Genomic DNA, 24,706 nt, shown 5'->3' on the forward strand with positions numbered 1-24,706 from the left:
TTCGCCACATTCTGGCCAATAATACATTGCGATAATTAAGTCAGTTCACTATTAATATGAAAAAAACAATCTATTTTTTACTAATTTTATTTACTTCATTACAAGTCGCTGCTCAAAGTTCTAATTATCTTGTTTTTGATGAGAGAGAAGATGGGCCATGGTTTCCGGTACAGTTATATATCAATGGTTCATTTGACGTTATTCAAAACCCTTATTGGTTTGATCAGAAGGACTACTTTGAAAAGCATAAGATTGTTTGGAACAAGGTAAAAGACCCCATTCATTCGATTAAAAAGAATGGTGGATTTGATACATTTCTAAAAGAAGAGTTCCTAAGTAGCCGCGTGCTACCAAATATTTTCCTTCATACATTTGGTGGGGCATATGAGACGAAGAAGCTCATGGAGTACTCAGACTTCTACGATATAAAGTGGGCCAAGACTTTTACGTTTCTTGTAACCTTTGCCATGCACTTTGGAAATGAGGCCAATGAAACAACTCAGCCAGAAGTGTCTGCACTTGATCATATTGCAGACCTTTACATCTTTGATGTTGCGGCATTCTTCTTGGGTTTAAATGATCCCTTTATGAATTTTATGGTTGATGAAATAGGTATGACGACTTGGCATTTTATGCCAGTCTATGATGTTGAACATGAAGACTTTTTTAACGTTGGACTGAATTATATCATGCGCCCGAAGTTTCTTCACTTCGATAAGTTTAGGCCACTTCTTTATATGGGGATGATGAATATGCTAGGTTTAACTTATGATCATGGTGACCTCTCTCATTCAATTACGGCCGGGATGGCGTTTACAAATCCTCTTGAGCAGAAAGGCCGCTTTGTTTATGGTTATTTCTTAGAAACCATGGGGAGACAAGCTGCGTCACTGCTTATGAATAGTTCTGAGGACTTTAGAGTCCGTCTAAATCTTTATCCTGCACTATTCCATTTTTATGCTGATAGCGTTTCTAATTTTGCACTTATGCTTGGTCAAACGAAGAACGAAGACTTTGCCTTTGGGATCAATTATGAACTTCCTATTAGTATCGGGAATCTAAACTAGGATAAGATTAGCTTGCTTGCATATTACTGAAAGCGTACTATAGATGCGAAATATAGGACAATTTATGGTTAAGATTAATAAGCAAGCACTTGAAAATTATCAAACAAAATACGGAAGTGATTCAATTCTAAATGTTAATAAGGGAATTGAAAAAGAAGGCCTTCGCGTACAGGTTGATAGTGGAAAACTTGCTAGTTCGGATCATGACACAAAATTTGGTTCAAAGCTTCTTCATAAGTGGATCACAACTGACTTCGCTGAGGGCCTTCTTGAGTTTATCACTCCCGTTTCAAAATCTAATCGTGAAACATTAAGCACCCTCGGCAATCTTCAGCACTATGTATTAGAGCAAGATTCAAATGAAATAATATGGCCATCATCAATGCCTTGTATTTTACCGGAAGATAAAGATATTAAACTTGCATATTATGGTGAGAGTAATTCTGGCCGACTAAAGACCCTCTACCGTTCAGGGCTGGGGCTTCGTTACGGTCGGTCAATGCAGGCCATTGCTGGCCTTCACTATAATTTTTCAATGACTGAAGAGTTTTGGAAGAATTGGCATGAACTAAGTGGTAGCGATCTTTCCTTACAATTATTTATTAATGAAGAATATCTCAATCTTTGTCGTAATTTTAGAAGTTACTCAAATGTCCTGCTCTATTTATTTGGAAATTCTGTTTCTGTTCACGAGTCGTTTCTTAATGGTAAGAAGCATAACCTCGAAGTTATTCATGACGATGAAATTCATGGAAAAACTTATGGTACAAAAGAGGGGACTTGTTTAAGAATGGGAGGACTTGGTTATACGGGCGCATCTCAGAATGGGATTCGTATTTGTTATAACGGCCTTGATAGTTATTGTGATAGTTTAGAAGAGGCGCTGCAAATGAACTTTGCAGACTTTGATAAGATTGGCTTAAGAAATGAAAAAGGTGAGCTTCAGCAAATTAGCACTCATATTCTTCAAATCGAAAATGAGTTTTATTCTATAATTAGGCCAAAGCGAATTGCTCCTCCTGGAAAAAGTGCTCTCGCTAGCTTAAGAAGCAAGGGGATTGAATATATTGAAGTAAGGCTTCTTGATTTAAACCCATTTGCAAAGAATGGGATTACTAAAACTCAGGCAGACTTCCTAGATGCATTTCTTTTGACATGTCTATTCATGCAGGCCGATAAGTGTAATCGAGAAATCTATAATGAGATTGAAGATAATAATCAACTCATTGTTAAACAGGGAAGAAGTGCTGGATTAGAAATTAGTCTAAATGGTTCAAAGATTAATTATCAAGAGTATCTAGCAAAATTCTTTAATCAAATGACTGAGGTAATTCATGCTATTTCAGATGGGGAGCGTAAGGAAGAATTACTCTTTGCCATTGAAGAGCAACGTAAGTTAATTGATCCTGCAAACTCTTTATCGCAGAAGGTATTTGATCTCGTCTCACAAAAGGGACATATCCAAGCAATGAAAGAACTTGCTCTTGAGCATCGTAAAGAGTTGGCATCTACAGATGTAAATCAAATTTTTCAAGAAGAGTTGGCACTTGAAAAGAACTCATCAATACAGCGCCAGGTGGAGTTTGAAAAACTCGACGACGTAGACTTTGAAGAATACGTCGCCGCATATGTTGCTTCTAGTTTTTCAAAATAGAGATTGAATAAAAGTAAGTACTAAGTAAATTAAACCAAATGCGATCGCAAGTAGTGTTAAATTAACTGTGTGCTTAATAATCTTATAAAGAACAATATTCGTTTGCTTAAGTGTTCTTACCTTTAAAAGAGCTGGAGTAACGGCACCAAAGATTGCATTTACTAGTCCTCTTTGGTCACCTGGAACATTTGGAACCAGAGTGATTCTCATAATTTGCTTAAAAATAAAATTGATTATCTTTCCAACGATATTCGTTGGGCGATCAACTTCAAGCATAAGAATAATTCTTTCATTTTCAGAATTATTGAATGCAAAATGAAGATATGTTTCATCAAAAAGTAAGGCCTCTCCATCTCGCCAAGAATAATCAGTACCATCAATATTGATGTAACAACGGTCATCATTAGGAGTTTTAAGACCTAGGTGATAGCGAAGAGAAGTGGCAACAGGGTCTAAGTGCTTTGTTAGCTTTGATCCTACTGGAAGGATTGAGTACATGGCACCATTGACACCAGGAACCTTTGAAACAAGTTCAACAGTTTTAGGACATAACTCTTTTGCCGATTTAAGAGTTGTTCCATACCAAGTAAGGTAGAACTTTGACCAACCGTACTTGTAGAAAGTTCTAAAACCAATATCGTAATATGCACTTGAAGTAGGATCTTTTACCTTATCGAAATATCCATTCTCTCTTAAATTTACGGCCTCATTGCGAATTGTTTCCCAATTATCCTGAACTAATTTAAGTTCTGGAAAGTCAGCAAGGTTCATAATGGGTTTTGCCGCGCGCTTCTTTGTGAACATATAGAGTAGACAATTTAAAGGTGCAAAGATTGGCCAACCCTTACGTAGATAGAAATTTAAACTCTCGTATCTTTCGGTTCCACGGTACGCGTAGACATAGCCCATAGAGGCAATTCCAAAAAGAAAGAGAAAAATGAGTACAGATATAACGCTAATAGTCTTATCCTCGTTTAAGTTTTAACAATTAGGATCAAATATACATCAAGCGTTTGCTTTCCTCCATGATTTTTCTCAGTATGTGTAATGTGTCATTTTTTATAGGTAAGTTGATGAAAGGGTTCAGTCTAGCTCTGGATGCTTTACTACACCTTTATATATTGGGCTACATTTCTCAACGCCAACAAATTGAAATGTCGAACTCTTCACACTAGACACTGGGGCAGTTGCCGTTTCGAGGAAGGCCTTGGTTTTGGAAATTTCTGGTTTCGTAAATGTTCCCTTGATGACTTGTTGTAGTTCAGGGCAATACTTCTCATCAACAATAGAAACAATAAAGTCTTTAAAATTCTGCTTTTTTAAATTGGCGGCCCCTTGAGCAATAATTAGATGCTCTTGTGTTGCTACAGCGACATCATTAAATATTAGTAGGTCTCCGGCAAGTGTTACCCCTGCATTAACCTGCTTCAGGTTTGTGTCCCCGCCCCGAAAGCCACCAACTGTTTGCCCTAGGCTTGCAGCACTTGTGTAGAGAAGTCCGATAGGGCCAAGTGCCACAACTGCTGCGGCATCGATAAGCCCAATACTTCGAGTATCGAGAAAGTTAGAAATAACGTCATCGACTCTAAATCCTGTTAGAATTAAGTTCTTGCCTGATAGGTTTGTAAAGATATGATCATTTGCTTTTACCTCAATATTTATAAGGCCAGATAGCCCTAGGCCAGCATCAAAGTATTTAATGATATGGTTAATATCTAGGTTGTTATAACTTAAGTCAATATCTTTAAGTGTAGGAAGGTTCAGTGTTAGGACGCCTCGATTCTTAGTTCCAAAGTCTGGAATATGAATCTGTCCTATCTCAATTGTTGTGCCTTCTTTCTTATGAACAAAACAGCTCATACTCTTAAGTTTGAAATTCTGAAGTTGAATACCGACTGCTTTGACTTTTATTTTGGAATTAAGGGCCTGGATGAAGCGATCAATTTTTTTTGCATTAACATCAATTTCTAAAAAACTAATATTAATTGAATCAACTTTAAGTTCACTTCTTTCATCTAACTGATACTTTAGATTATGGAGAGTCCACTGACCGATACTGACTTTTTCAACACGTTCAATCTTTACGTCAACCATGGAAAGAGATTTCTTTATCACCCACTTATAATTCAATATAAGAAGAAGTAGAGTAGTGATGAATATGAGCAAAGTGCCTAGAAGTATCTTTTTCATGAGTAAAATGATCGGTTACATGTCAATATTATATATTTATCACAATTAAAGCATATAAGCAGAAAATCTAAAATAAAAACTATATTAATTGAATTAATTTATTCATCGCTTTTATGATGCGCTATAATAGATTAAATTATGTTTAAAAAGCTAATCCCTCAAACATTACAGACACTGTCTAAGGCCAGTAAAGAGTATAATTCCTACTGTCCTTTTGTCTTAGATCACAAGTCAAGGCCCGTACCTGAGGGGATAAAGACTCGTTATGCTAGGTATGACGATGCTCAAGCAATTGCTCGTATCATCAGTGAAAATAATATTGATTCAAATCTCGACTACTCCTTCTTTTTTGAAAGAACAAAAAAGGAGTTGGCCCGTGGTGGGAATTTAAAAGGCTTTCATCTGATCGTTGCCATTCTTGATGAAGAAGTTGTTGGCTATGGTAGATCAATCTTATACACGCAGGAAATGGTGGATCGCTACAAATACAAGGCTCCTATTGGTTGGTACCTTATGGGCCTTACTGTTTTACCTGAATATCGAGGGTGCGGCATAGGAGATCTTCTAACTCAAGAGCGACTAAGACATATTGGCCAGATCTCTACAAAAGCCTACTATGTTGTTAACGAAAAAAATAAGACTTCAATTAAAATGCATGAAAAGTATGGTTTTAAAATAAAAGAAAAAGGGCCAGGCTTTTTAAAGATAGCATTTAATGACGGGCTAGGAATTCTATATGAATGTAGCTTAATCAATAGGGAATCGAATGGACTTCTTTAATTATAGAAATCATGAGTTATTTGCAGAAGAAAATAAAGTTTCAGATCTCGTTCAAAAGTATGGAACACCACTTTATATTTATTCTTTAAAAACATTCAAAAGGCACTTCCTCGCTTTTCAAGAGCCTTTAAGAGAGCATCGCCATTTAATTTGTTATGCAGTTAAAGCAAATTCAAATATTAATATCTTAAAAGAGCTCGCTGCGATGGGAAGTGGTTTTGATATTGTTTCTCGCGGAGAACTTGAAAGAGTTTTGGCCGCAGGTGGACTTGCATCAAAGACCGTTTTTTCTGGAGTTGGAAAGTCTTACGATGAAATTGAATTTGCACTTGAGAAAGGTATTAAGTGTTTAAACGTCGAATCTATTGCAGAACTTCGAAGAATTAATGAAGTTGCAAAAAAAATAAATAAGAAAGCACCTGTTTCTATTAGAGTTAATCCCGATGTTGATGCCAAGACACATCCTTATATTGCAACAGGACTGAAAGAAAATAAATTTGGAATTTCATTTCAAAAGGCACAAGAGGTTTATGAAATTGCTCATTCGTTGGAGCATATTAGTGTTGAGGGAATTGATTGTCATATCGGTTCACAGCTCACGAATGTGGGCCCTTTTTTAGAAGCGCTAGAAAGGCTAAAGCAATTAGTTGATACCTTAAGAAAAAATGGAACACCTCTTAAACATATCGATTTAGGCGGTGGCCTCGGGGTAAAGTACCGTGATGAAATACCTCCTCATCCGAGTGAGTACCTTGCTGAAGTTATTAAAAGCCTTGAAGATTATCCTGAGTTAGAACTCATTTTTGAGCCAGGAAGGGCCATTGCGGCCAACGCAGGAATTCTTGTCACAAAGCTTGAATATATTAAAGAGAATGAAGGTAAGTACTTTGCCATTGTTGATGCGGCCATGAATGATCTAATGCGGCCAGCTCTGTATCAGGCATGGCAAGAGGTCATTAAGGTGGATCAGTCGATTAAAGGAACAAAAGAAAACTTTGATATCGTTGGCCCTGTTTGTGAAACAGGGGACTACCTTGCAAAAGAAAGGGAACTTGAACTTTGTGAAGGGGAGCTTCTCGTAATCCGATCATGCGGGGCGTATGGTTTTACCATGTCTAGTAATTATAACTCCAGACCTAGAGCATGTGAGTTGCTCGTTGATGGTGCTGACGCTCGTTTAATAAGAAAGCGAGAAACTTATCAAGACCTTTACTACTTGGAACAATGTGATTAGGATCCAAATATGAATTCAAAAACTATAACACTAACACCACTTTTTCCAACAACTGAATGGGCCTGGGATATTTCAAAAGACCATGGCAGTACTGTTCGTATCCTACACCCATCTGGTAATGTCTTTATTTCACAAGTTATATTAAATCGTCAGTCTCGTTTAGAAGGTAACGAACAAAAAATTTATGACCTCAACTTAAAAGATGTAGACCTTATCGCTTATATTATGGATTACTTCATCAATAAGGCGACAACAAAACTTAATCGTGGAAACGCCATGATTGTTGCGGGAAATCTTGTTAGTAGTTATCGCTTTCGTCTACCTCTTGGCCCAGAAACACTTCCTTTAGAGGATCAAAAAACTTCTTTTGGTGAATACCGAAAATTTGGTGAACATAAGTTATTCATGGAAGGCCAAGAAATTAATGTCTTTGTCATTGGGAAAGAAGGCAAGAATGAATTCTATGCAGTTACCCTTAATGATACCAAAATAGGGGATTTCAATATTCCAAAGCTTGAACTTTTAAAATTTCCACGCTCTTACTTTAAACAAAGTTTTGATTAGAAAAGCCGTTTAACGTATTGAATTTACAGTGGATTTCTTTACACTATCTTTGTTTACTATACTGGTGTATAGTATATAGGTGGAGGTCATAGATGGCACATATTCAACAAAATAAGAAGAAGATTATAACTCGTATAAGGCGTATCAAGGGTCAGCTCGAAGCCGTTGAGCGTGCCCTTCAAGAAGATAAGGATTGCTATAGTATTCTACAAACACTGGCCGCATGTCGTGGTGGGCTTAATGGACTAACTGGTGAGTTAATTGAAGAACATGTGAAGAATCACGTTATGGTCTCTCCTCTTGATCCGAAGACACCTCAAGATGAAGCTGCAATTGAATTGGTAAATTTAATTAAAACTTATTGGAAGTAGATATGAAACATGAAGAACATTTGGAATCACATAATTTTGTATTGGATGATGCACGACTAGGTTCAAATGAGAGGAAGACGATTCTCGTTATTATTCTTACATTTGTAACCATGGTTGTGGAAATTGGTTATGGATACTTTACTGGATCGATGGCCTTACTTGCAGATGGCTGGCATATGAGTTCACACGTTGGTGCACTTGGTATTACTGTTATTGTTTATCGACTTGCACGATCTGAAAAAATAAATAAAAAGCTAAGTTTTGGTGCAGGTAAAATGATTCCTCTAGGAGGCTATACGAGTGCCCTCATGTTAGGAATTGTCGCCGTTGTAATGGGGGTAGAGTCGATAGGAAGATTTTTAAATCCAATGGATATTAAGTTTGAAACGGCCATTATCGTTGCAATAATTGGTCTTATTGTAAATATACTGAGTGCAATACTGCTATGGGACTCACAGGGTCAGCAACATGGCCATGGACAGGATCAAGCTATTAATCATGTTCACGATCACAACCATCGTTCGGCCTTATTACATGTTATTGCAGACGCTCTAACTTCTGTAATGGCCATTGCGGCCTTGTTCACTGGGAAGTATTTTGGATGGCTATGGGCCGATCCAATTATAGGAATTCTTGGGGCAATCGTAATCTTAAAGTGGGCATGGGGGCTGGCCAAAGATACTGTCTGGGAACTTCTTGATGGTAATTCGAAATTATTTGATGAAGAAGAAATTAGAAAGCTTTTTGCGCACGATGAAGATATTGAAATAGCAGACCTTCACTTGTGGAGAATTGCTCCAAATGCTCATGCGTGTGAAGTGATGATTTATAACTGTAACTTAAAGGGAAGTGAGTATTACCGTGAAAAAATACTAGCGAAGTACGATATTTCTCACCTTATCGTTGAAGAAAGACTTTGTAGCAAGTGATAATTTGATAAGTATTTAAAATGCCGTCTTTTTGGGGCAGTAATGCCCCTGCTTTTTTCTCCATCTTTTATTATTTCAGTACCTTATTTGCCGATTTTTAAATTGTATTAATATTTTATATGAATTTAGTTGAGTTCGTCGATAAAGAAGCGAAATGAAGAAGATATTTAAAAAGTCTTATATTCATATTTTATGCTTACAGCTGTTAATTTCGAGTTGTGTACCTGAAATTCAACGTCGTGAAAATAGTCGCGGAGAGGTTCATGTAAGTAATATTAGTGTGCAAGGTGACAAGCTAAGAATCTTAGGTTCGAGTCTTCATAAGGTTGAAAATATTCGCATCACTGATAAGAGTGGAGCGACTTCAAATTTTTCAATTGGTTCGCAAAATGAAGGGGAGATCATAGCAGATGCACTTTCCAATACTCTTCTACCTCTTAATCAAATTCTTACTATGACATTAGAGAGTGCAAGTGGTGCAAGTACATTTTCAATCAATGTTGACCTTCCTGATCTTGGAGCATCTCACGGACAGATTCTTCAATATAATGCCATCACTAGAAAGTGGGCGCCGGCCAATCAGCCAACATCTAGTGTGACTTCTGTTAATGGGAAATTAGGTGCAGTTAATCTTACGGTAGATGATCTGTATGATGCAGACACAAGTGGTGCAATCTCTGGTTCAATCTTAAAATTCAACGGAACAAGTTGGGTTATTGGAACGGATGAAGGCGGTTCATCAACAAATGCAACATCAATTCACAATCGATTAGTTTCAAATATTTCACCAACTGATGGTCAGGCCCTTGTTTGGAGCAGTAGTAACTCATCTTGGGTTCCTTCGACAATCGCAAGTGGCGGTGGCGGCGGATCTGGTGAAGCTAATACCGTTTATACAACAGGTGGAACTTCTATTTTTAAACAAAAGGTTGGTAGTCAACTCCAGTTTAAAGGTCTCTCTCCATCATCTGATATCAATATTACTGAAGGGTCAAACTCACTTGGACTTCAAATAAATACAGGTAATGGTGCAAACCAACTTCTAAGACTGGACTCTCTTGGAAGACTTCCTGCTATCGATGGTTCACAGCTTACAGGCATCTCTGGCGGAGGTGGTGGAAGCGGTGAAACCAATACAATGTCAACGGCCGCAGGTGCTTCTATTTTCAAACAGAAGTCTGGGGTAGACTTTGTAATGCGAGGTATTTTAGGTTCATCTGACTTTGTTGTTAATGAAAGTACTAATACAGTTGATCTACAAATTAATACAGCAAATGGTGCAAATCAACTCTTAAGACTTGATTCAAGTGGGCGCTTACCTGCTATTGATGGTTCTCAGTTGACAGGAATTGCTGCTGGTGGGGGAGACTCAACATTACAATCACGTGATGTATCGGCCGCAGCACCATCCAACGGTCAAGCTCTTCTTTGGAATGATGTAAGTCAGCATTGGGAACCTGCTACAATCACTGCTGGTGGGGCCGGAGGAGAAATTAATACTGCCTCAAGTGCTGGTGGTGAAGCAATTTATCAAAATAAAGTAGGTTCAAATTTAGTCTTTAAGGGACTTACTAATACATCAGATATTTCCTTAACTGGAAATGCAAATGATATTCAAATTGGAATAAATACTTCGAATGGAGCAGGACAAATTCTTCGCCTTGATTCTTTTGGAAGACTTCCGGCATTAGATGGATCGCTTCTTACTGGTATCTCATCATCATCTTCAGGGGATGCTGTTAGCTTACAAACAAGAGATATCTCTTTAACAGCGCCAACTGATGGACAGGTTTTAACTTGGAATAATACTTCTTCTGAGTGGGAGCCGCAAAGCCTTGCAGCAGCAAGCTCTGATGCCACAACTCTTCAAACGAGATCTATTTCAACAACAGCACCTGCTGATGGGCAGGCCCTCGTTTGGAATAATGCAACAACTCAATGGGAGCCTCAGACAATCGTTTCTGGTGGCGGCTCAGGTGAGAATAATACGATTTCAAGTGCTGGTGGAGTTTCTCTTTTTAAACAGAAATCTGGAGTTGATTTAATTCTAAAGGGCCTTCAAGGCTCAACTGACTTTGCGATCTCTGGTAGTACTAACACTGTTGATCTTCAAATTAATACATCAAATGGTGCAAACCAACTTTTAAGATTAGATGCTTCTGGGCGTCTTCCTGCACTAGATGGTTCTCTTCTAACTGGAATTGCAGGTGGAAGCTCTGATGCTACGGCCATTCAGTCTCGTACTGTTTCTTCTGTTGCTCCTTCAAACGGACAGGCACTTTTATGGAATAGTACCAGTTCTCAGTGGGAACCAACAACAATCGTTACAGGTGGAGCTGGTGGGGAGGCCAATACTGCTTCTAGCGCCGGTGGAGAAGGGCTATTTCAAGCAAAGGTTGGAACAAATCTCGTTTTTAAAGGCCTTAGTGGCGGTGCGGACATTACATTAACTGGAAATACTAATGATGTACAAATTGATGTGACAACGACTAATACGGCAAATCAGCTGTTAAGGCTTGATGCTTTTGGGCGTCTACCTGTGGTTGACGGATCTCAGTTAACAGGAATTGTTACTTCTGATAATACAATTCAATCACGTGCTGTAGCTTCAACTGCGCCAACTGATGGCCAGGCCCTTGTGTGGAATAACACCGCTTCACAATGGGAGCCGCAAACGATTAGTGCTGGAGGAAGTGGAGAAGTTAATACAATTTCAAGCGCTGGTGGTGCGACTTTATTCAAACAAAAAACAGGAAGTGATCTTGAGTTAAAAGGTCTAACTGTAACAACTGATCTTGCGATAACTGAAAATGTAAATGATGTACAAATTGGAGTGAATACTTCTAATGGGGCCAATGAACTTCTTCGCCTTGATGGCTCTGGCCGTCTACCTGCAATCGATGGTTCTCAGCTGACAGGAATTTCTGCCGCTGGAGAAACGAATACAGCAAGTAATAGAGGTGGGGACTACGGGTTATATTCTCAAAAAGTTGCAAGTGATCTTCAATTTAAGGGCCTAACTTTTAGTTCTGATTTTTCAGTAATTGACGCTGGGACATACTTAGATATCTCTGTTGGAAATACAAATGTTGGTGATGGACTTCTTCGTCTCGAATCAGATGGAAGCTTGCCATCTCTAGATGCAACGAATCTTTACAACCTTCCTGCAAGTGATACAACCTTACAGTCTCGTGCGGTTTCGGCAAGTGCTCCAACGAATGGACAGGTATTAACTTGGAATAGTTCATTTTCTGAATGGGAGCCAGGCGACCTCGTTGCTCCTGGTGATGATCTTGGAAATCATACAGCTACTCAAAACTTTCAAATTGGTGCCAACTATATTTCTTACTCAGGACTTGATGAAGGTCTTTATGTAAACCTAGGTGGTAATGTTGGTATTGGAACAAATATACCAGCTGCGGATCTTCACATTGTCGACTCTCATGCAGAAGTAAAAATTCAAGATAGTAATACAGGTATCTCATCTGAGGTAAATTTCACATTTCTTGCCGATGGTTCGGAAGCCGGCTTTGCTCTTTTAAATTCAAATTACGACTGGGCCGCTGACTTTCCAGATTCCTCTTGGTCAGATGTGATGTTATTCCACTCAGCTCCTGAGACTGCTAATGGAATGCGTATGCATGCCTTTGCTGGTGATATAAATCTTTCTGTTGGAGATGCAATATTAACTGATGTTGTAAATGTAAACGGAACAAATGCCAACGTAGGTATTTTAACGACTTCACCTAGTGCTTCTTTCGCCCTTGATGTAAATGGATCTGTTCGTGGGACTGCTGCATTTGATTCAACATCAGATGAGCGTCTTAAAAAGAAAGTAATGACAATTTCAAGTGAGATTTCTATTCTCGACAAAATTTCGCTTCTTGATGGTGTGTACTTCGAGTGGAGAAAGGATGAGTTTCCACAAAAGAATTTTAAAGAGGGCAGAGATATTGGTGTCATTGCCCAGAATGTAGAGAAGGTCTTTCCTGAGGCCATTTCAAAAGATGAAAACGGATATTTAAGTGTTGCTTACGCAAAATTAGTAGCTCCACTTATTGAAGGTGTTAAGAGTTTATTTTCAATTTCAAAGGAACAAGGAAGAAATATTGCTTCCCTTGAGGCCCGTACAAAACAACTTGAAGAAGAGAATCAGATGCTTAAAGAAGCTCTTTGTGAAATGAATCCAAAAGCGAAGATCTGCCTCGCTAAAAAACCTAAGTAGTTAGAATTACAAGTGTTTTCACTATAGTAGATGGTATGGAGAGTTTGCTCCTTATGCTGGAAGAAAATTAGAAATCAGTAGGGTAAAAAGAGTCATTAAAAAATTCTGTGAATAAAAAAAGGGAGCTATTAAGCTCCCTTTCTTTTTATATCTCTATTGCTTTAAATTAAGCTTCGTCGATACTGAAGTTTTCCATCTGATCGAAGTTTAGGTAACGATAGATTGAATCATCTTTACCTTCAAGTGGCTTCATCATTGATAGATATTCATCAACTTTTGGAATGTATCCAAGCTTTGCACAGATTGCAGCAAGTTCTGCTGAACCTAAGTAAACCTGAGCACCTTTACCAAGTCTGTTGTTGAAGTTACGAGTTGAAGTAGAGAATACTGTTACACCGTCTTTAACACGTGCTTGGTTACCCATACATAGTGAACAACCTGGCATTTCAAGTCTTGCACCAGCAGCAGCGAATTTCGAATAGTAACCTTCTCTTGTCAATTGGTCTTTATCCATCTTTGTTGGAGGACAAACCCATAGTCTAGCATCAGCTTGACCTTGACCATCTAGAACAGTCGCAGCAGCTCTGAAGTGACCAATATTTGTCATACATGAACCGATGAATACTTCATCAATCTTATCACCTTGTACGTCACTCATTTTCTTAACGTCATCAGGATCGTTTGGACAAGCAACAATTGGCTCTTTCATTTCATCAAGATCGATTTCGATAACAGCAGCGTACTCAGCATTTTTATCTGCTTCCATTAGCTCGCCACTTTCAATCCATTTTTCAACTTCAGCGATACGTCTCTCTAAAGTTCCAACGTGACCAAAACCATTTGCGATCATTGACTTCATAAGTGCAACGTTTGAGCTTAAGTACTCAACAACTGTTTCACGACTTAGCTTAATCGTTGAACCAGCAGCACTTCTTTCTGCAGTAGCATCAGTAAGCTCGAAAGCTTGCTCAAGTTTAAGATCTGGAAGACCTTCCATCTCAAGGATACGACCTGCGAAAATATTTTTCTTATTCTTCTTTTCTACTGTTAGTAGTCCGTCTTGAATTGCTTGGTAAGGGATCATATTTACAACGTCACGTAGAGTGATTCCTGGTTGTAATTTTCCTTTGAATTTAACAAGAACTGACTCTGGCATATCAAGTGGCATAACACCTAGAGCAGCTGCAAAAGCAACAAGCCCAGAACCTGCTGGGAATGAAATTCCAAGAGGGAAACGAGTGTGTGAGTCACCACCAGTACCAACTGTATCTGGGATAAGAAGACGGTTTAGCCATGAGTGGATAATTCCATCACCTGGTCTAAGAGCAACACCTTCTCTGTCATGGATATAAGTTGGAAGAGTAGCGTGAGTAATAACATCACTTGGCTTTGGATAAGCAGCTGTGTGACAGAATGACTGCATTACAAGGTCAGCGTTGAACTTAAGACATGCAAGTTCAGTCATCTCATCTCTTGTCATTGGCCCTGTTGTATCTTGTGAACCAACAGTAGTCATTTTTGGAAGACATGAAGTTCCTGGAAGGATTCCTTCAACTCCGCATGCTTTCCCAACCATTTTCTGTGCAAGAGTGTAACCTTGGTTTTCGTGAGCTTCAGTAGTGTGAGGCTTAGCGAAGATTCCTGAGTCATTTGCAGTCCCTTGTCCAAGTTCTGCTCTTGCTTTATCTGTAAGCATTTTACCAATGATTAGAGGAACACGGCCACCAGCTCTAAATTCGTCTAGAATTGTTTCTGGAGCGATTTCGTATTTTGCAAGTTCTTCACCTTTGTCATCAAGGATTTTTCCTTCTAGAGGACGAACTTCAATAATTGTTCCTGTTGTCAGTGCTGATACGTCAATTCCTTGAATTGGAAGAGCACCTGAATCTTCTGCAGTGTTGAAGAAAATTGGAGCAATAGTTGAACCAATGATTACACCACCACGTCTCTTGTTTGGTACGAATGGGATATCTTCACCAATGTGCCATAGAAGAGAGTTACAAGCTGACTTTCTTGAAGAACCTGTACCAACAACGTCTCCTACGAAAGTTACAGGAAGGTTAAACTTTTCTTTTAGGTCAGAAATTTGTTTTGGACCTTCTGGGAAAAGAGCTCCACCCATAACATTTGCGTGAAGAGGGATATCTGCTCTTGTGAATGCAAATGGAGCAGGAGAGAAGTCATCTGTATTGATTTCACCGTCAACTTTGTAAACGACAGTTTTGATTGATTCATCAACTTGTGGTTTATTTGTAAACCACTCAGCATTTGCCCAAGACTCGATGATTTCTTTTGCAATTGCATTTCCACCATCTGCAAGTTTTTTTACGTCATCAAAAACGTTAACTGCAAGAGGAAGGTTCTTTAGTTCTTTAGCAGCAAGTTTTGCAAGAGCATCATCATTTCCTGCAACAATATCAACTAGACCTTGAAGGTTGAAACCACCAACCATTGTCCCTAGTAATTCAACCGCATATTCTTTTGAAATTAGTGAACAAGTTTGTGCACCTTTTGTGATCCCAACTAGGAAGCTTGCTTTTACTTGAGCAGCTGGATCAACTCCTGGGTTGATACGATCTTTAAGTAGATCAAGTAGCTCTTGTGTTGGTGCAGCTTCAAGAAGTTTAACAACTTCAGTAGCTTGTTCTTTTGTTAGTGCTAATGGAGGAATACCTTCTTTGGCCCTTTCCTCAACATGTGCGTGATAATCTTCTAGAAAATTAGACATAGATCCTCGACTTTTTGAGTTAAATTCAGTTTTTTGTATTTGATTTATACATGCATTTTTACCACCTTTTAGGCCGTTTTACTAGTCGTTATCAGCTTTAAGAGGCCCTGACTAAATTAACTTTTTTTAACTCACTGCATATCTAATGAGAGTCGATAGGCAAACTATGAAAAAGCAAGAATTCGAATTGGAATTGGAAAAAATGTGTGAACAAATCTTCTTTAAAGAGGAGCTCTTGGAGTATATCAACGTCCGAAAGTCTTATATTCAACACTTTTCAAAGGCGCTGATGAAAGAATTGGGTTGTAACGTTCTAATGGGTGGACCCGACTCTGGTATCTTTGGCAATATCCCACTACAAACGAGAAAGCAGGTGAATTGGATAGAGGTCTATGCTGGCACAAAGGCCATCGTTGAGCTTAAGAATATCTACGGTCAAAAGCGTTACCTGTCTGTGAGCACTTCTAAGCTTTCGCATATGGTGGCCATGTCAGATGAAAGCGATTTTACATTACTGCTCAATGACGTTCTTCGCCCTGGTTTTGTGGCCGGTATTGATTTTGACTTTTTGCGATATAAAGGAGCAGCTTCAATTACGATTTCTAAGTCTCGAGCGCGTGCCGCCCAAAAGCACGGAGGCGCGATCTTTGAAAATGTTCTACTCATCCACAACCTAGGAACAAGCGACTGTAAGAGTTATGACTATAGGCCAGACTTAAAGTGTAATTCAATTAACCTTGCTGTGGACTACCGCCACTATAATATTATTTTAAATATTGAATCTTCGGGAGAAGAGTCGACTGTACGTAAGCTCTATCTTTCTCGCGGTGCGAATCTTAGAAATTATTTCGAGAAAGAGGGCAGTATCGATATTTATCATATGGATATTAAGCGTAGTCCCCATTATGATGAAAACCTCTCTCTTGATAAGTTTGATGGCGTTTACTTAAGTTGGCGGCCTCATATTGTAGACAAGTATCTAATTGAAGAAGCACAGAATCATCCTAAATTTCCTCATTTTCCTAGTTATGAAGATGACGGTGGTGAAGAAGCCGCATAGCATTTAGGCTTTTCTAAAATTGATCTTCATAGTAGATTGTTTAAAAACATAACAAGTAGGTTATTTTATGAATCAATCACGTGTCGAACAATTAAGTCCAAAATATGTTTGGTCTAACTTTCAAAAACTTCTAGATACTCCAAGACCTAGTTATCACGAAGAGGCCGTACAAACTCTACTTCTCTTATTTGGAAAGAGCTTAGGCTTAGAAACTTATCGTGATGAGGTAAATAATGTCATTATTAAGAAGCCGGGCCAATTGGGTGGCGAAAACTCTGCACCGGTAATCCTTCAAGGGCACCTTGATATGGTTGCACAAAAGAACGAAGGTAACGCTCATGATTTTAAAAAGGATCCTATCACAACCTTTATCGATGGTGATTGGGTGCGTGCTAACGGGACAACGCTTGGTGCGGACAATGGTATCGGCTGTGCATTTGCGATGGGACTTCTAGAAAGCAAAGATATTGCGCACCCACCATTAGAGTGTGTTTTTACGGCCTGTGAAGAAGCTGGAATGCATGGAGCAATTGGCCTTAAGGGTGACCACTTTGATGGAAAGATTATGCTAAACCTCGATACAGAAGAGGAAGATGAGCTTATCATTGGTTGTGCCGGTGGTGTTGATCTTATCTTTGAAAAAGAGTTTAGCGAGGGCCAAGCAAATGGTGTCCATCAAAGAGTTGCTATTAAAGGTTTAAAAGGTGGCCACTCGGGAATTGATATTCACCGTGGACGCTTAAATGCAAATAAACTTATTCCACAGGTTTTTGCTGGAGTTGATGATATTCAACTTGTTTCGATCAAAGGTGGATCATTAAGAAACGCTATTGCTAGGGAAGCCTTTGTTGATTTTTATACAAGTGAAGAAAGCCTTCTTAAGATTCGTTCAAATTTTGAATCTCTATGGGAAAAGAATCAAGAGGCCGAAGCTGGTTTAAAATTTGAGTTATCATCAATGAGTGAAGAGGTAAGGGCCCTTTCATTAAAAGATTCAAAACTTGTGCTATCTGCAATTAATAATTGCCACCACGGCGTTAAAGCATGGGACGAGCACTTTGAGGGTGTTGTTGAAACTTCGACAAACTTAGGTGTGATCACTCTTGAAGGTGGTAAGTTTAGTATGGCCAATCTTATTCGTAGTGCTAGTGAAGATGCGAGAGATAGCTTTGCACAAGAAATGATCTCTGCTCAAAGCGAACTAAGCTCTAATGCCATTCTTGAAGGTGCCTACCCTGGTTGGAAGCCAAATCCAGAATCTAAAATTCTATCAGTTACTGGTGAAGCCTTTAAAGATTTGAGAGGCCATGCGCCAAAGATTTCTTCAATCCACGCAGGACTTGAATGTGGAATTCTTTCTAAAGCTATGCCAGATGTTGATATTATTAGTTTTGGTCCGACAATTACAGGGGCCCATTCCCCGGATGAACAAGTTTCAATTTCATCAGTGGAAAAGACATGGCTACTATTTTTAGAAGTTATTAAGAGGCTTATATAATGCTAGTGATTGGCCTACAAAATAATATCCCAACTCTCTTTGTCTACTTGATAGTTGTTCAAATTCCAATGATTATCACATATCTCTTTGCTAAGGACTTAGGAGTATCTAACCTTTGGCTATACTTTGTATGTCTTATTATTGGACTAAGAGTTGCATTCTTTAAGGATGATCACTTTAAAAAGAAGGTGGAGTCAAAACTCTTTAAACAACTTCAAATGAAGAATGGGAAGTCTCCTTCAAAGAGTGAAATTGTTAAAGCGTTAAATCTGACTGTTGGGCTTAGAGATATTATCTTTTTTGCTAACTTAATTATCGTTTTAGTTTTAACGGCATTTTTTAATCAATTTTAACTGCGTAAAAATATCTTAATCACGATAAGAATGGTGTGGAGTATAAATATATTTACACCATTCTTATCTTCATCTTAGTTCTCGAAGGTTGTCAAAAACGCAGTCGAACTATTAGCTCTGTAGGCACAAATCTGCAAGTTACCAAAGGTGACTTAACAGCACATCTTGTCTCAAGAAGATTAAATGGACAAAGGGTTGTGATTGAAGGGCAGTGTTCAAATGATATCCCGGTTTACTTTATTTCAAATAATCTTGTAAGTAACCAAAGTACATACACTCAATGTCTGGACGGTGAGTATAGAAAGACATTATTCTTCCAATCAAATATCGTTGGCAATCAAGATGTATTTGTCACACAAGATGGCCTTTCTATTGTTGTTAAGATTCCCAATGTCGTTACTCGTCGACCGGACAAGGTTATTGTTGACACTCCTATGGAAGGCTACTTCTATGGACGAACTATTTATGTCTCTGGACGTTGCCAACCAAGTGGGACTATTTTTATTCGCGGAAGCTATATTGAGGACTATGTTAAAACTGCCGGATGTCCAAATGGGCTTTTTCTAACTCCAATATATTTTTCTAAGATTAATGCTGAAGCAATAGAGACCCACCTTTTTATTAATCAAGTAGATGCTTACGGTAATAGTTCAGACGTTATAATTAAGACGATTAAGTTTAGAAATGATGACCATTCGATCTTCTTAAGTGAGTCAATTGTTGGTGTTCTTGATGATACATTAGAGGTCAAAGGCAGCTGTAAGGGGTTTGAACGAGTTAGTGTCGATGGGAATGTTGTAAATTGTTATAATGATCGTTTCACTTATAACCTCAACTTATTACCACGAAAAAAAACAGGACGCATACTTTACCAGATTCCAGTAGAGGGACTGAAGGGGGACTTTCGATCAAATCTACGAATGCTTTTCTATTATTATAAAGTTGTTGAAAGCTCACCGCACTTTTTTTCTCCACGAGGAAAGTATGATGAAAGTGCTAAGGGGAGGCATATTATAAGTGGTACTTGTGGAATTACTTATACAAATGGAAATGTACGTCTCTATACAAAAAAGTCTGAAAATATATTACGAGATGGTCACAATATTCCTCTAAGACAAATTGATGGTGTCTTTATTGTTTTCCCTGATGAATATGACTTAGATGGAGAGACAACAGTCTTTGCGGAATGTAATGATTTTTATATCGATTATAAAACTAATCATTTTTCAACCACTTTCGATTATATTCCCTCAAGTGAAAAGAGACTCGCTCCAAATGAAGTAGATGTGTATCGCATGGGCCATAAGATTGAAGGAAGATGTTCGCAAGGAAGTTCGGTACGATTACTAGATATAGTTAACGAGAATGTTGAACAGGCCAAGTGTATAAATGGCAATTTCTCAATTGATGTAATATCCTCACAAATATCCGGTAAAAACCAATATGAAATCTTTGAAGTTAATTTGTTTGATAACTATCAAGGGGCCAAAGAACTAATTGATATTAACTATAATCACTCAGTTGCCTTTCCTTATCGTTTTATTCAAGAGTCACCTGTTCCTGGGTGGGGGTCTAAGGTATCGCCTATTCGTTTTTATTGGAATTATCCCTATAAATCAGAGGTTAATGATATTTATTATGGCTATTATTCCAAGAATAGCTACATTCAGGTCGAATGGATGAAATTACCACAAAATACCAATCAGTTGCTTCTCGATGGGCATGAACTGCATAAGCTAGGCTATAATGAATGTGATGAAGTTCAGGTCTATTTTCAAACTGTTGATAAGAAAAATAGGAAATCATTTATTATTGAAACAAACCCAATTCGTTTTGACTTTACTCCACCTGATGAAGTCGAAGTCGAGAAGATCGATTATTCACCATTATTTAGAAAACAATTACCCAAATTTCATTTTAAAGATACCGATGATAATTGCGTAAACGATGAAAATTTATTTTATAAATATACTCTCTATCAGGTTGTCTTTTCTAAAGAGAATGAAGAGGAAATTGTAGATCGAGTAACAATTGATGAATTTACTGTTTCTAAACTGCTGAAAGCGAGTTTATTCAATAAAAAGTATGACCTGGAAGGGAATTATCAGGTAGGCGTGACAGTATTAGATCGCGGTCAAAATGCAACGAAAGAATATTTATCAGTTATTTTCTCATGGAAGTAGAGCGAACGAGGGGGCATGGATGCCCCCGTTATATAATTAGTAATGCCAAGGAAATTGAGAGAAGTCTTTTTCACGCTTTTCAACAAAAGCATCACGTCCTTCTTGCGCTTCAGGAGTTCCATAAGCAAGCCTTGTAGCTTCACCTGCAAAGAGCTGTTGGCCTACTAGGCCGTCATCAAGAAGATTGAATCCAAACTTAAGCATACGCATGGCCGTAGGTGACTTTGAGTTCATCTCTTTTGCCCACTCAAGAGCAACCTTTTCAAGGTCAGCGTGTGGTACAACTTTATTTACCATTCCCATTTGAAATGCTTCTTCTGCACTGTAGTTGAAACCACAGAAGAAAATTTCACGAGCACGTTTTTGACCACATTGGCGCGCAAGGTATGCTGAACCATATCCTGAGTCAAAAGAAGCAACATCAGGGTCTGTTTGTTTAAAGATAGCATGTTCTTTTGAAGCAATGGTCATATCGCAAACAACGTGAAGTGAGTGTCCTCCTCCAACGGCCCAACCTGGAACAACAGCAACAACAACTTTAGGCATAAAGCGAATTAAACGCTGTACTTCAAGAATATGCAATCGTCCAAGTTTTGCTGGATCAGGAGTTCCATCACCATCAACATACTTATATCCATCTTTTCCACGAATTCTTTGGTCTCCACCTGAACAGAACGCCCATCCACCGTCTTTTGGTGATGGCCCATTTCCTGTGATAAGAACAACACCAACATCACTCCACATTCTAGCGTGATCAAGAGCGCGATAGAGTTCATCAACTGTTTGAGGTCTGAATGCGTTACGACACTCTGGACGGTTAAATGCAATTCTAACTGTTCCTTGGTCGACAGCGCGGTGGTATGTAATGTCCTTGAAGTCAAAGCCTTCTACTTCTTTCCAAGCACTTGGGTCAAAAATATCTGAAACCATGGGATCTCCTTATTGTTTTGCTCAATATAAAATGCCTGAGTTAAAGTGTCATTCATAACTTTGTATGCGGCCTGTCTAAACAAAATGGTGAGAGTGTGAGTTAATGATGATATGAAAAATCTATTACTTTTTACATTCTTATTCTTTCTAGGACTTAGTGTTAACGCAGAGGTAACTGTTGTCATCGATGGGACTCGTTATTTCTGTAGTGAAGATGGCAGGCCTCCTCAAGATCGCCAGTGGCAATGTGTTGCTCATTGTGACTCAAGATCATCAGATGGTGAGTGTCGTAGGTATAGGGAAGATTTCTGCGGTATTAATGCAGTGTGTATTCCTTATTGTGAAACTCGAACTTCAAATGGAGTATGTCGTCGTTACGGAGATGATATTTGTCGATCAGAAGACTAGATGTCGGCTAAGGCTTAAAGAGCTCAAGCTCTTCTATCTCTACATAGAAGTGCTTTGACTCATTATCTGTTTCACCTTTCATAAGAAAAAGGGTCTGGTAATTATAGTCTGAATCAAGCCCAAGAAGGCTTGAGCGAATTTTGACGAGAATGAGTCCTTGCTCATCTTTAACAAGGTAGAAGTTATTCTTTAGTTTCTTATGGATTCGGGCCTTAAGTGTTACTTCTTTACCATCACTTGGGTTTCTCTTTAAGATTTCGGAAGAGTAGATACTACCTTGCTCTTGCCCTAGAAACTTTTTTTGGCCACCACAAGCACACAATAATATCGAAAAAGAAATAATGAAAAATTTATTCATAGAAGTCATTATATTTAACTTGTGGGTTTTTGACTATAGGGCAAGTAGCGAAGATAATTAAACCATGAAATTAATCTCACTTATATTATTTACTCAATTATCTTTTGCTAGTATTGGTGGCAAGTGGTTAGGCACAGGAGCTGTTAAAACTCCTAAAGCAACTCAAGAATGTTCTGAAGTTTATTTTAGATTATTCTATGATGGTAAGAAATTTAAAATTCAAGAAGGTGGTTACAATTGCAATGGCCTAAGTGCAGAATATCCATTTTCTGTATTTGATGTTAGAGGCCCACTTCTTTACTATAAAGGAGAGGTTTCAGGACTAATCAATAATGACGAGTTAACGATTTATTCTAAAGAAGATGGCTTTTCTCTTCGTTTTTACTTTGTCGCTGAAGACGAAGTTGAGGTTACTGAGTCTTGGCAAGAGGGGAGTGATTACTTAGTCATTAAGTCTAAATTGAATCGAAAATAATTAGGCTGCCTTTTTAAAGGAATCTACTCGCTCTTTATTCTCTAAAAAATCTTCAAACTCCCTGCGTAGTGTTGCATCCATCATTCCGTCAGATATATATTCAGCTACATAGTAGAAGCACTCACGCCAGGCCTTTTCTAACCTGGGGCTCCAGGTGTTCATATGAAAGAGCATTAATGTTTGAATAAATGCTTCTTCAAATATAGGAAAGTAAGTCTCAGACATTTCATACTTGATTTGATTATTTCCTAGTCCCTGGAGGTAGTATTTTAAATACTGCGGATTTTTTAAGTTATTGATTGTTATACTAAGGGCCCTGATAAAAGATGCCTTTAAGTGTTCGCGGTCCGTGTGAGCAAAAACCTTTTGCATTCCTGGCTCGAGAATAATGACATTATCAAAGAAGGCATTAGTAAAGTTATTAAGATTAGGCTCAATTCTTCTAAATGATTCAGTAATTTGATGCTTATCAAAGCTCATATAGTCTCCTGTGCGCTACAACTTACTTATCGTTGGCAACATAATTTCTTTTGAATTAAGATTTCTTAAATTCTCTCCAAACCCTGTATTTACAGATTGTCCTACTTAGGAGAGTCTAGTGGTAATGAAAGTTTTAGCAGTAAAAAATTTAACTTATAATTTTGATCAAAAATCAATTTGTCAGTTTGATAAGATCTCTTTTGATCTTAAAAAGGGGGAGGTCTTAACTCTTCTTGGCCCTTCTGGAACGGGGAAAACGACTTTATTTAATATCCTCACAGGAAAATTACAACCACTTAGTGGTGAGGTTGAAAAATCTGAGGGACTCAAAATTGAAATGGTTTCTGGTGTTAATAATCTAAACTGGGACTTAACGGTTTTTGAAAATATTGAAAGTCATTTACTTGCTCATGAGCCAAATGCCGATACGAATCGTGTTCGTGATATGATTGAAATTTTTGGCCTAGAGTACAAGGATCACAAAAAGCTCGATCAATTATCGGCCGGACAATTACAAAGACTTCTCTTTGCTCGCTCAATGGTCGTTGCACCAGATGTACTTTTATTGGATGAGCCTTTTTCGAATATCGATGAGTTTCTTAAGGCAACCTTATGCCATGAAATCTTTGAAATTTTTAAAGAGAACGAAATTTCATTAGTATTTGTCACTCATAATTTAAAAGAAGCTTACTCTTTAAGTGATCGAATTATGTATCTTAGTGGTGCTAAACTTCAAACTTATCAAAGGCCACAAGACTTCTATGATAGGCCTTTGTCAATTGATGCTGCTCGTTTTGGTGGGATGATTAACCTCGTTGCTGGCCCAATTGTTGAGAGAAATGGTGACAAAGTTGTTGTAAAAAACGATTTTGGACAATTTGAAGTTAAAGATAATCTCAAAACAAATAACCAATTTGTTTATTTGGCCTTTCGTCCAAAGTATTTAAAGTTGGCCGATGACAATGGTCATTTAAAAGGGCGAGTGAAGGCAATTATTAGACATGGTGAATATGACTTCGTTGAAGTAGCAACCATGAATGCTAAGGTTCTAAGGTTTCAATTGGCCGACTCATCTCAGGTGAGTGTTGGTACACAAGTTAAACTTACCATCGACTTTGAGAATGCTTTCCTACTGCCTGTTTAACTATTTTTTACCAAAACTTAATTATTAGCACATCATGTTTTCTCTTAGAATACTTACAACTATTGTCGTTGTGGT

The 24,706-nt window shown here is 38.2% G+C and carries 21 protein-coding genes; 15 read left to right on the plus strand and 6 right to left on the minus strand.

All coding sequences use genetic code 11. From position 1 onward, the window contains the following. Positions 1-56 precede the first annotated feature (56 nt). Positions 57-1,067, plus strand: coding sequence for a hypothetical protein (locus tag M902_RS03195; protein ID WP_021266382.1), 1,011 nt, complete (start codon positions 57-59; stop codon positions 1,065-1,067). Between the two features lie 64 nt (positions 1,068-1,131). Beyond that, the gene (gene gshA, locus M902_RS03200; protein ID WP_021265919.1) at positions 1,132-2,721 is read left to right on the plus strand and encodes a glutamate--cysteine ligase; all 1,590 of its coding nucleotides are present in this window, start codon (positions 1,132-1,134) and stop codon (positions 2,719-2,721) included. Here the strand turns inward: gshA and M902_RS03205 are convergent. After that, positions 2,713-3,630: an aspartyl/asparaginyl beta-hydroxylase domain-containing protein gene (locus M902_RS03205; RefSeq protein WP_021266480.1), complete on the minus strand. Its 918-nt coding sequence runs from the start codon at positions 3,628-3,630 to the stop codon at positions 2,713-2,715. The two genes, gshA and M902_RS03205, sit on opposite strands and share 9 nt — an antisense overlap. A gap of 174 nt (positions 3,631-3,804) precedes the next feature. After that, complete coding sequence (locus M902_RS03210; protein ID WP_156979701.1) at positions 3,805-4,836, minus strand: hypothetical protein; 1,032 nt, start codon at positions 4,834-4,836, stop codon at positions 3,805-3,807. 213 nt (positions 4,837-5,049) lie between these two features. On the opposite strand from M902_RS03210, the gene M902_RS15685 reads away from it, so the two are divergent. The 6 genes from M902_RS15685 (at position 5,050) to M902_RS03240 (ending at position 13,014) form a co-directional block, all read left to right on the plus strand. Next, the gene (locus M902_RS15685) at positions 5,050-5,691 is read left to right on the plus strand and encodes a GNAT family N-acetyltransferase (RefSeq protein ID WP_021266493.1); all 642 of its coding nucleotides are present in this window, start codon (positions 5,050-5,052) and stop codon (positions 5,689-5,691) included. Next, positions 5,678-6,925, plus strand: a complete 1,248-nt coding sequence (gene lysA, locus M902_RS03220) for a diaminopimelate decarboxylase (RefSeq protein ID WP_021265852.1) — start codon at positions 5,678-5,680, stop codon at positions 6,923-6,925. Before M902_RS15685 ends, lysA begins: the two co-directional genes overlap by 14 nt. 9 nt (positions 6,926-6,934) lie before the next feature. After that, positions 6,935-7,489: a hypothetical protein gene (locus M902_RS03225; protein ID WP_021266328.1), complete on the plus strand. Its 555-nt coding sequence runs from the start codon at positions 6,935-6,937 to the stop codon at positions 7,487-7,489. Between the two features lie 92 nt (positions 7,490-7,581). Beyond that, on the plus strand, positions 7,582-7,860 hold the full coding sequence (locus M902_RS03230; protein ID WP_021266199.1) for a metal/formaldehyde-sensitive transcriptional repressor: 279 nt from the start codon (positions 7,582-7,584) through the stop codon (positions 7,858-7,860). Positions 7,861-7,862: 2 nt separating this feature from the next. Continuing rightward, positions 7,863-8,789, plus strand: a complete 927-nt coding sequence (gene dmeF, locus M902_RS03235; protein ID WP_021265931.1) for a CDF family Co(II)/Ni(II) efflux transporter DmeF — start codon at positions 7,863-7,865, stop codon at positions 8,787-8,789. A 154-nt stretch (positions 8,790-8,943) separates the two neighbouring features. Continuing rightward, positions 8,944-13,014, plus strand: coding sequence for a tail fiber domain-containing protein (locus M902_RS03240; protein WP_040313815.1), 4,071 nt, complete (start codon positions 8,944-8,946; stop codon positions 13,012-13,014). A gap of 166 nt (positions 13,015-13,180) precedes the next feature. Here the strand turns inward: M902_RS03240 and acnB are convergent, their stop codons facing one another. Further along, positions 13,181-15,742, minus strand: a complete 2,562-nt coding sequence (acnB, locus tag M902_RS03245) for a bifunctional aconitate hydratase 2/2-methylisocitrate dehydratase (RefSeq protein ID WP_021265813.1) — start codon at positions 15,740-15,742, stop codon at positions 13,181-13,183. Between the two features lie 166 nt (positions 15,743-15,908). Between acnB and M902_RS03250 the strand changes: the two genes are divergently transcribed. The 4 genes from M902_RS03250 (at position 15,909) to M902_RS03265 (ending at position 20,836) form a co-directional block, all read left to right on the plus strand. Further along, complete coding sequence (locus M902_RS03250) at positions 15,909-16,802, plus strand: hypothetical protein (RefSeq protein ID WP_021266064.1); 894 nt, start codon at positions 15,909-15,911, stop codon at positions 16,800-16,802. A gap of 67 nt (positions 16,803-16,869) precedes the next feature. Further along, positions 16,870-18,300 carry a beta-Ala-His dipeptidase gene (gene pepD / locus M902_RS03255; protein WP_021266146.1) on the plus strand — a complete coding sequence of 477 codons (1,431 nt, stop codon included), beginning with the start codon at positions 16,870-16,872 and terminating at the stop codon, positions 18,298-18,300. After that, positions 18,300-18,653 carry a hypothetical protein gene (locus M902_RS03260; RefSeq protein ID WP_021266436.1) on the plus strand — a complete coding sequence of 118 codons (354 nt, stop codon included), beginning with the start codon at positions 18,300-18,302 and terminating at the stop codon, positions 18,651-18,653. Before pepD ends, M902_RS03260 begins: the two co-directional genes overlap by 1 nt. Before the next feature lie 35 nt (positions 18,654-18,688). Beyond that, positions 18,689-20,836, plus strand: a complete 2,148-nt coding sequence (locus M902_RS03265; RefSeq protein ID WP_021266411.1) for a hypothetical protein — start codon at positions 18,689-18,691, stop codon at positions 20,834-20,836. Between the two features lie 36 nt (positions 20,837-20,872). Here the strand turns inward: M902_RS03265 and M902_RS03270 are convergent, their stop codons facing one another. Continuing rightward, the gene (locus tag M902_RS03270; RefSeq protein WP_021266380.1) at positions 20,873-21,766 is read right to left on the minus strand and encodes a 1,4-dihydroxy-2-naphthoyl-CoA synthase; all 894 of its coding nucleotides are present in this window, start codon (positions 21,764-21,766) and stop codon (positions 20,873-20,875) included. A 111-nt stretch (positions 21,767-21,877) separates the two neighbouring features. Here M902_RS03270 and M902_RS03275 point away from each other — a divergent pair, with 111 nt between their 5' ends. Further along, positions 21,878-22,174, plus strand: coding sequence for a hypothetical protein (locus M902_RS03275; protein WP_021265849.1), 297 nt, complete (start codon positions 21,878-21,880; stop codon positions 22,172-22,174). Positions 22,175-22,181: 7 nt separating this feature from the next. Here the strand turns inward: M902_RS03275 and M902_RS03280 are convergent, their stop codons facing one another. After that, the gene (locus M902_RS03280; protein ID WP_021265733.1) at positions 22,182-22,532 is read right to left on the minus strand and encodes a lipoprotein; all 351 of its coding nucleotides are present in this window, start codon (positions 22,530-22,532) and stop codon (positions 22,182-22,184) included. Positions 22,533-22,596: 64 nt separating this feature from the next. Here M902_RS03280 and M902_RS03285 point away from each other — a divergent pair, with 64 nt between their 5' ends. Further along, entirely contained in the window at positions 22,597-23,007 is a 411-nt protein-coding gene (locus M902_RS03285) for a hypothetical protein (RefSeq protein ID WP_021265709.1), read from the plus strand. On the opposite strand, the gene M902_RS03290 is transcribed toward M902_RS03285, so the two are convergent. Continuing rightward, a complete protein-coding gene (locus M902_RS03290; RefSeq protein ID WP_021266065.1) occupies positions 23,008-23,487 on the minus strand; it encodes a globin domain-containing protein in 480 nt (159 codons plus the stop codon). A 124-nt stretch (positions 23,488-23,611) separates the two neighbouring features. Here M902_RS03290 and M902_RS03295 point away from each other — a divergent pair, with 124 nt between their 5' ends. After that, a complete protein-coding gene (locus M902_RS03295; RefSeq protein ID WP_021265946.1) occupies positions 23,612-24,631 on the plus strand; it encodes an ABC transporter ATP-binding protein in 1,020 nt (339 codons plus the stop codon). Positions 24,632-24,706 lie beyond the last annotated feature (75 nt).

It is taken from the genome of Bacteriovorax sp. BAL6_X (assembly GCF_000443995.1).
In the GTDB taxonomy this organism is placed as follows: domain Bacteria; phylum Bdellovibrionota; class Bacteriovoracia; order Bacteriovoracales; family Bacteriovoracaceae; genus Halobacteriovorax_A.

Coding starts and splice junctions, on each gene's coding strand:
- M902_RS03195 (WP_021266382.1), top strand. CDS start 57: ATGAAAAAAACAATCTATTTTTTACTAATTTTATTTACTTCATTACAA.
- gshA (WP_021265919.1), top strand. CDS start 1,132: ATGGTTAAGATTAATAAGCAAGCACTTGAAAATTATCAAACAAAATAC.
- M902_RS03205 (WP_021266480.1), bottom strand. CDS start 3,630: ATGGGCTATGTCTACGCGTACCGTGGAACCGAAAGATACGAGAGTTTA.
- M902_RS15685 (WP_021266493.1), top strand. CDS start 5,050: ATGTTTAAAAAGCTAATCCCTCAAACATTACAGACACTGTCTAAGGCC.
- lysA (WP_021265852.1), top strand. CDS start 5,678: ATGGACTTCTTTAATTATAGAAATCATGAGTTATTTGCAGAAGAAAAT.
- M902_RS03225 (WP_021266328.1), top strand. CDS start 6,935: ATGAATTCAAAAACTATAACACTAACACCACTTTTTCCAACAACTGAA.
- M902_RS03230 (WP_021266199.1), top strand. CDS start 7,582: ATGGCACATATTCAACAAAATAAGAAGAAGATTATAACTCGTATAAGG.
- dmeF (WP_021265931.1), top strand. CDS start 7,863: ATGAAACATGAAGAACATTTGGAATCACATAATTTTGTATTGGATGAT.
- M902_RS03240 (WP_040313815.1), top strand. CDS start 8,944: ATGAAGAAGATATTTAAAAAGTCTTATATTCATATTTTATGCTTACAG.
- acnB (WP_021265813.1), bottom strand. CDS start 15,742: ATGTCTAATTTTCTAGAAGATTATCACGCACATGTTGAGGAAAGGGCC.
- M902_RS03250 (WP_021266064.1), top strand. CDS start 15,909: ATGAAAAAGCAAGAATTCGAATTGGAATTGGAAAAAATGTGTGAACAA.
- pepD (WP_021266146.1), top strand. CDS start 16,870: ATGAATCAATCACGTGTCGAACAATTAAGTCCAAAATATGTTTGGTCT.
- M902_RS03260 (WP_021266436.1), top strand. CDS start 18,300: ATGCTAGTGATTGGCCTACAAAATAATATCCCAACTCTCTTTGTCTAC.
- M902_RS03270 (WP_021266380.1), bottom strand. CDS start 21,766: ATGGTTTCAGATATTTTTGACCCAAGTGCTTGGAAAGAAGTAGAAGGC.
- M902_RS03275 (WP_021265849.1), top strand. CDS start 21,878: ATGAAAAATCTATTACTTTTTACATTCTTATTCTTTCTAGGACTTAGT.
- M902_RS03280 (WP_021265733.1), bottom strand. CDS start 22,532: ATGAATAAATTTTTCATTATTTCTTTTTCGATATTATTGTGTGCTTGT.
- M902_RS03285 (WP_021265709.1), top strand. CDS start 22,597: ATGAAATTAATCTCACTTATATTATTTACTCAATTATCTTTTGCTAGT.
- M902_RS03290 (WP_021266065.1), bottom strand. CDS start 23,487: ATGAGCTTTGATAAGCATCAAATTACTGAATCATTTAGAAGAATTGAG.
- M902_RS03295 (WP_021265946.1), top strand. CDS start 23,612: ATGAAAGTTTTAGCAGTAAAAAATTTAACTTATAATTTTGATCAAAAA.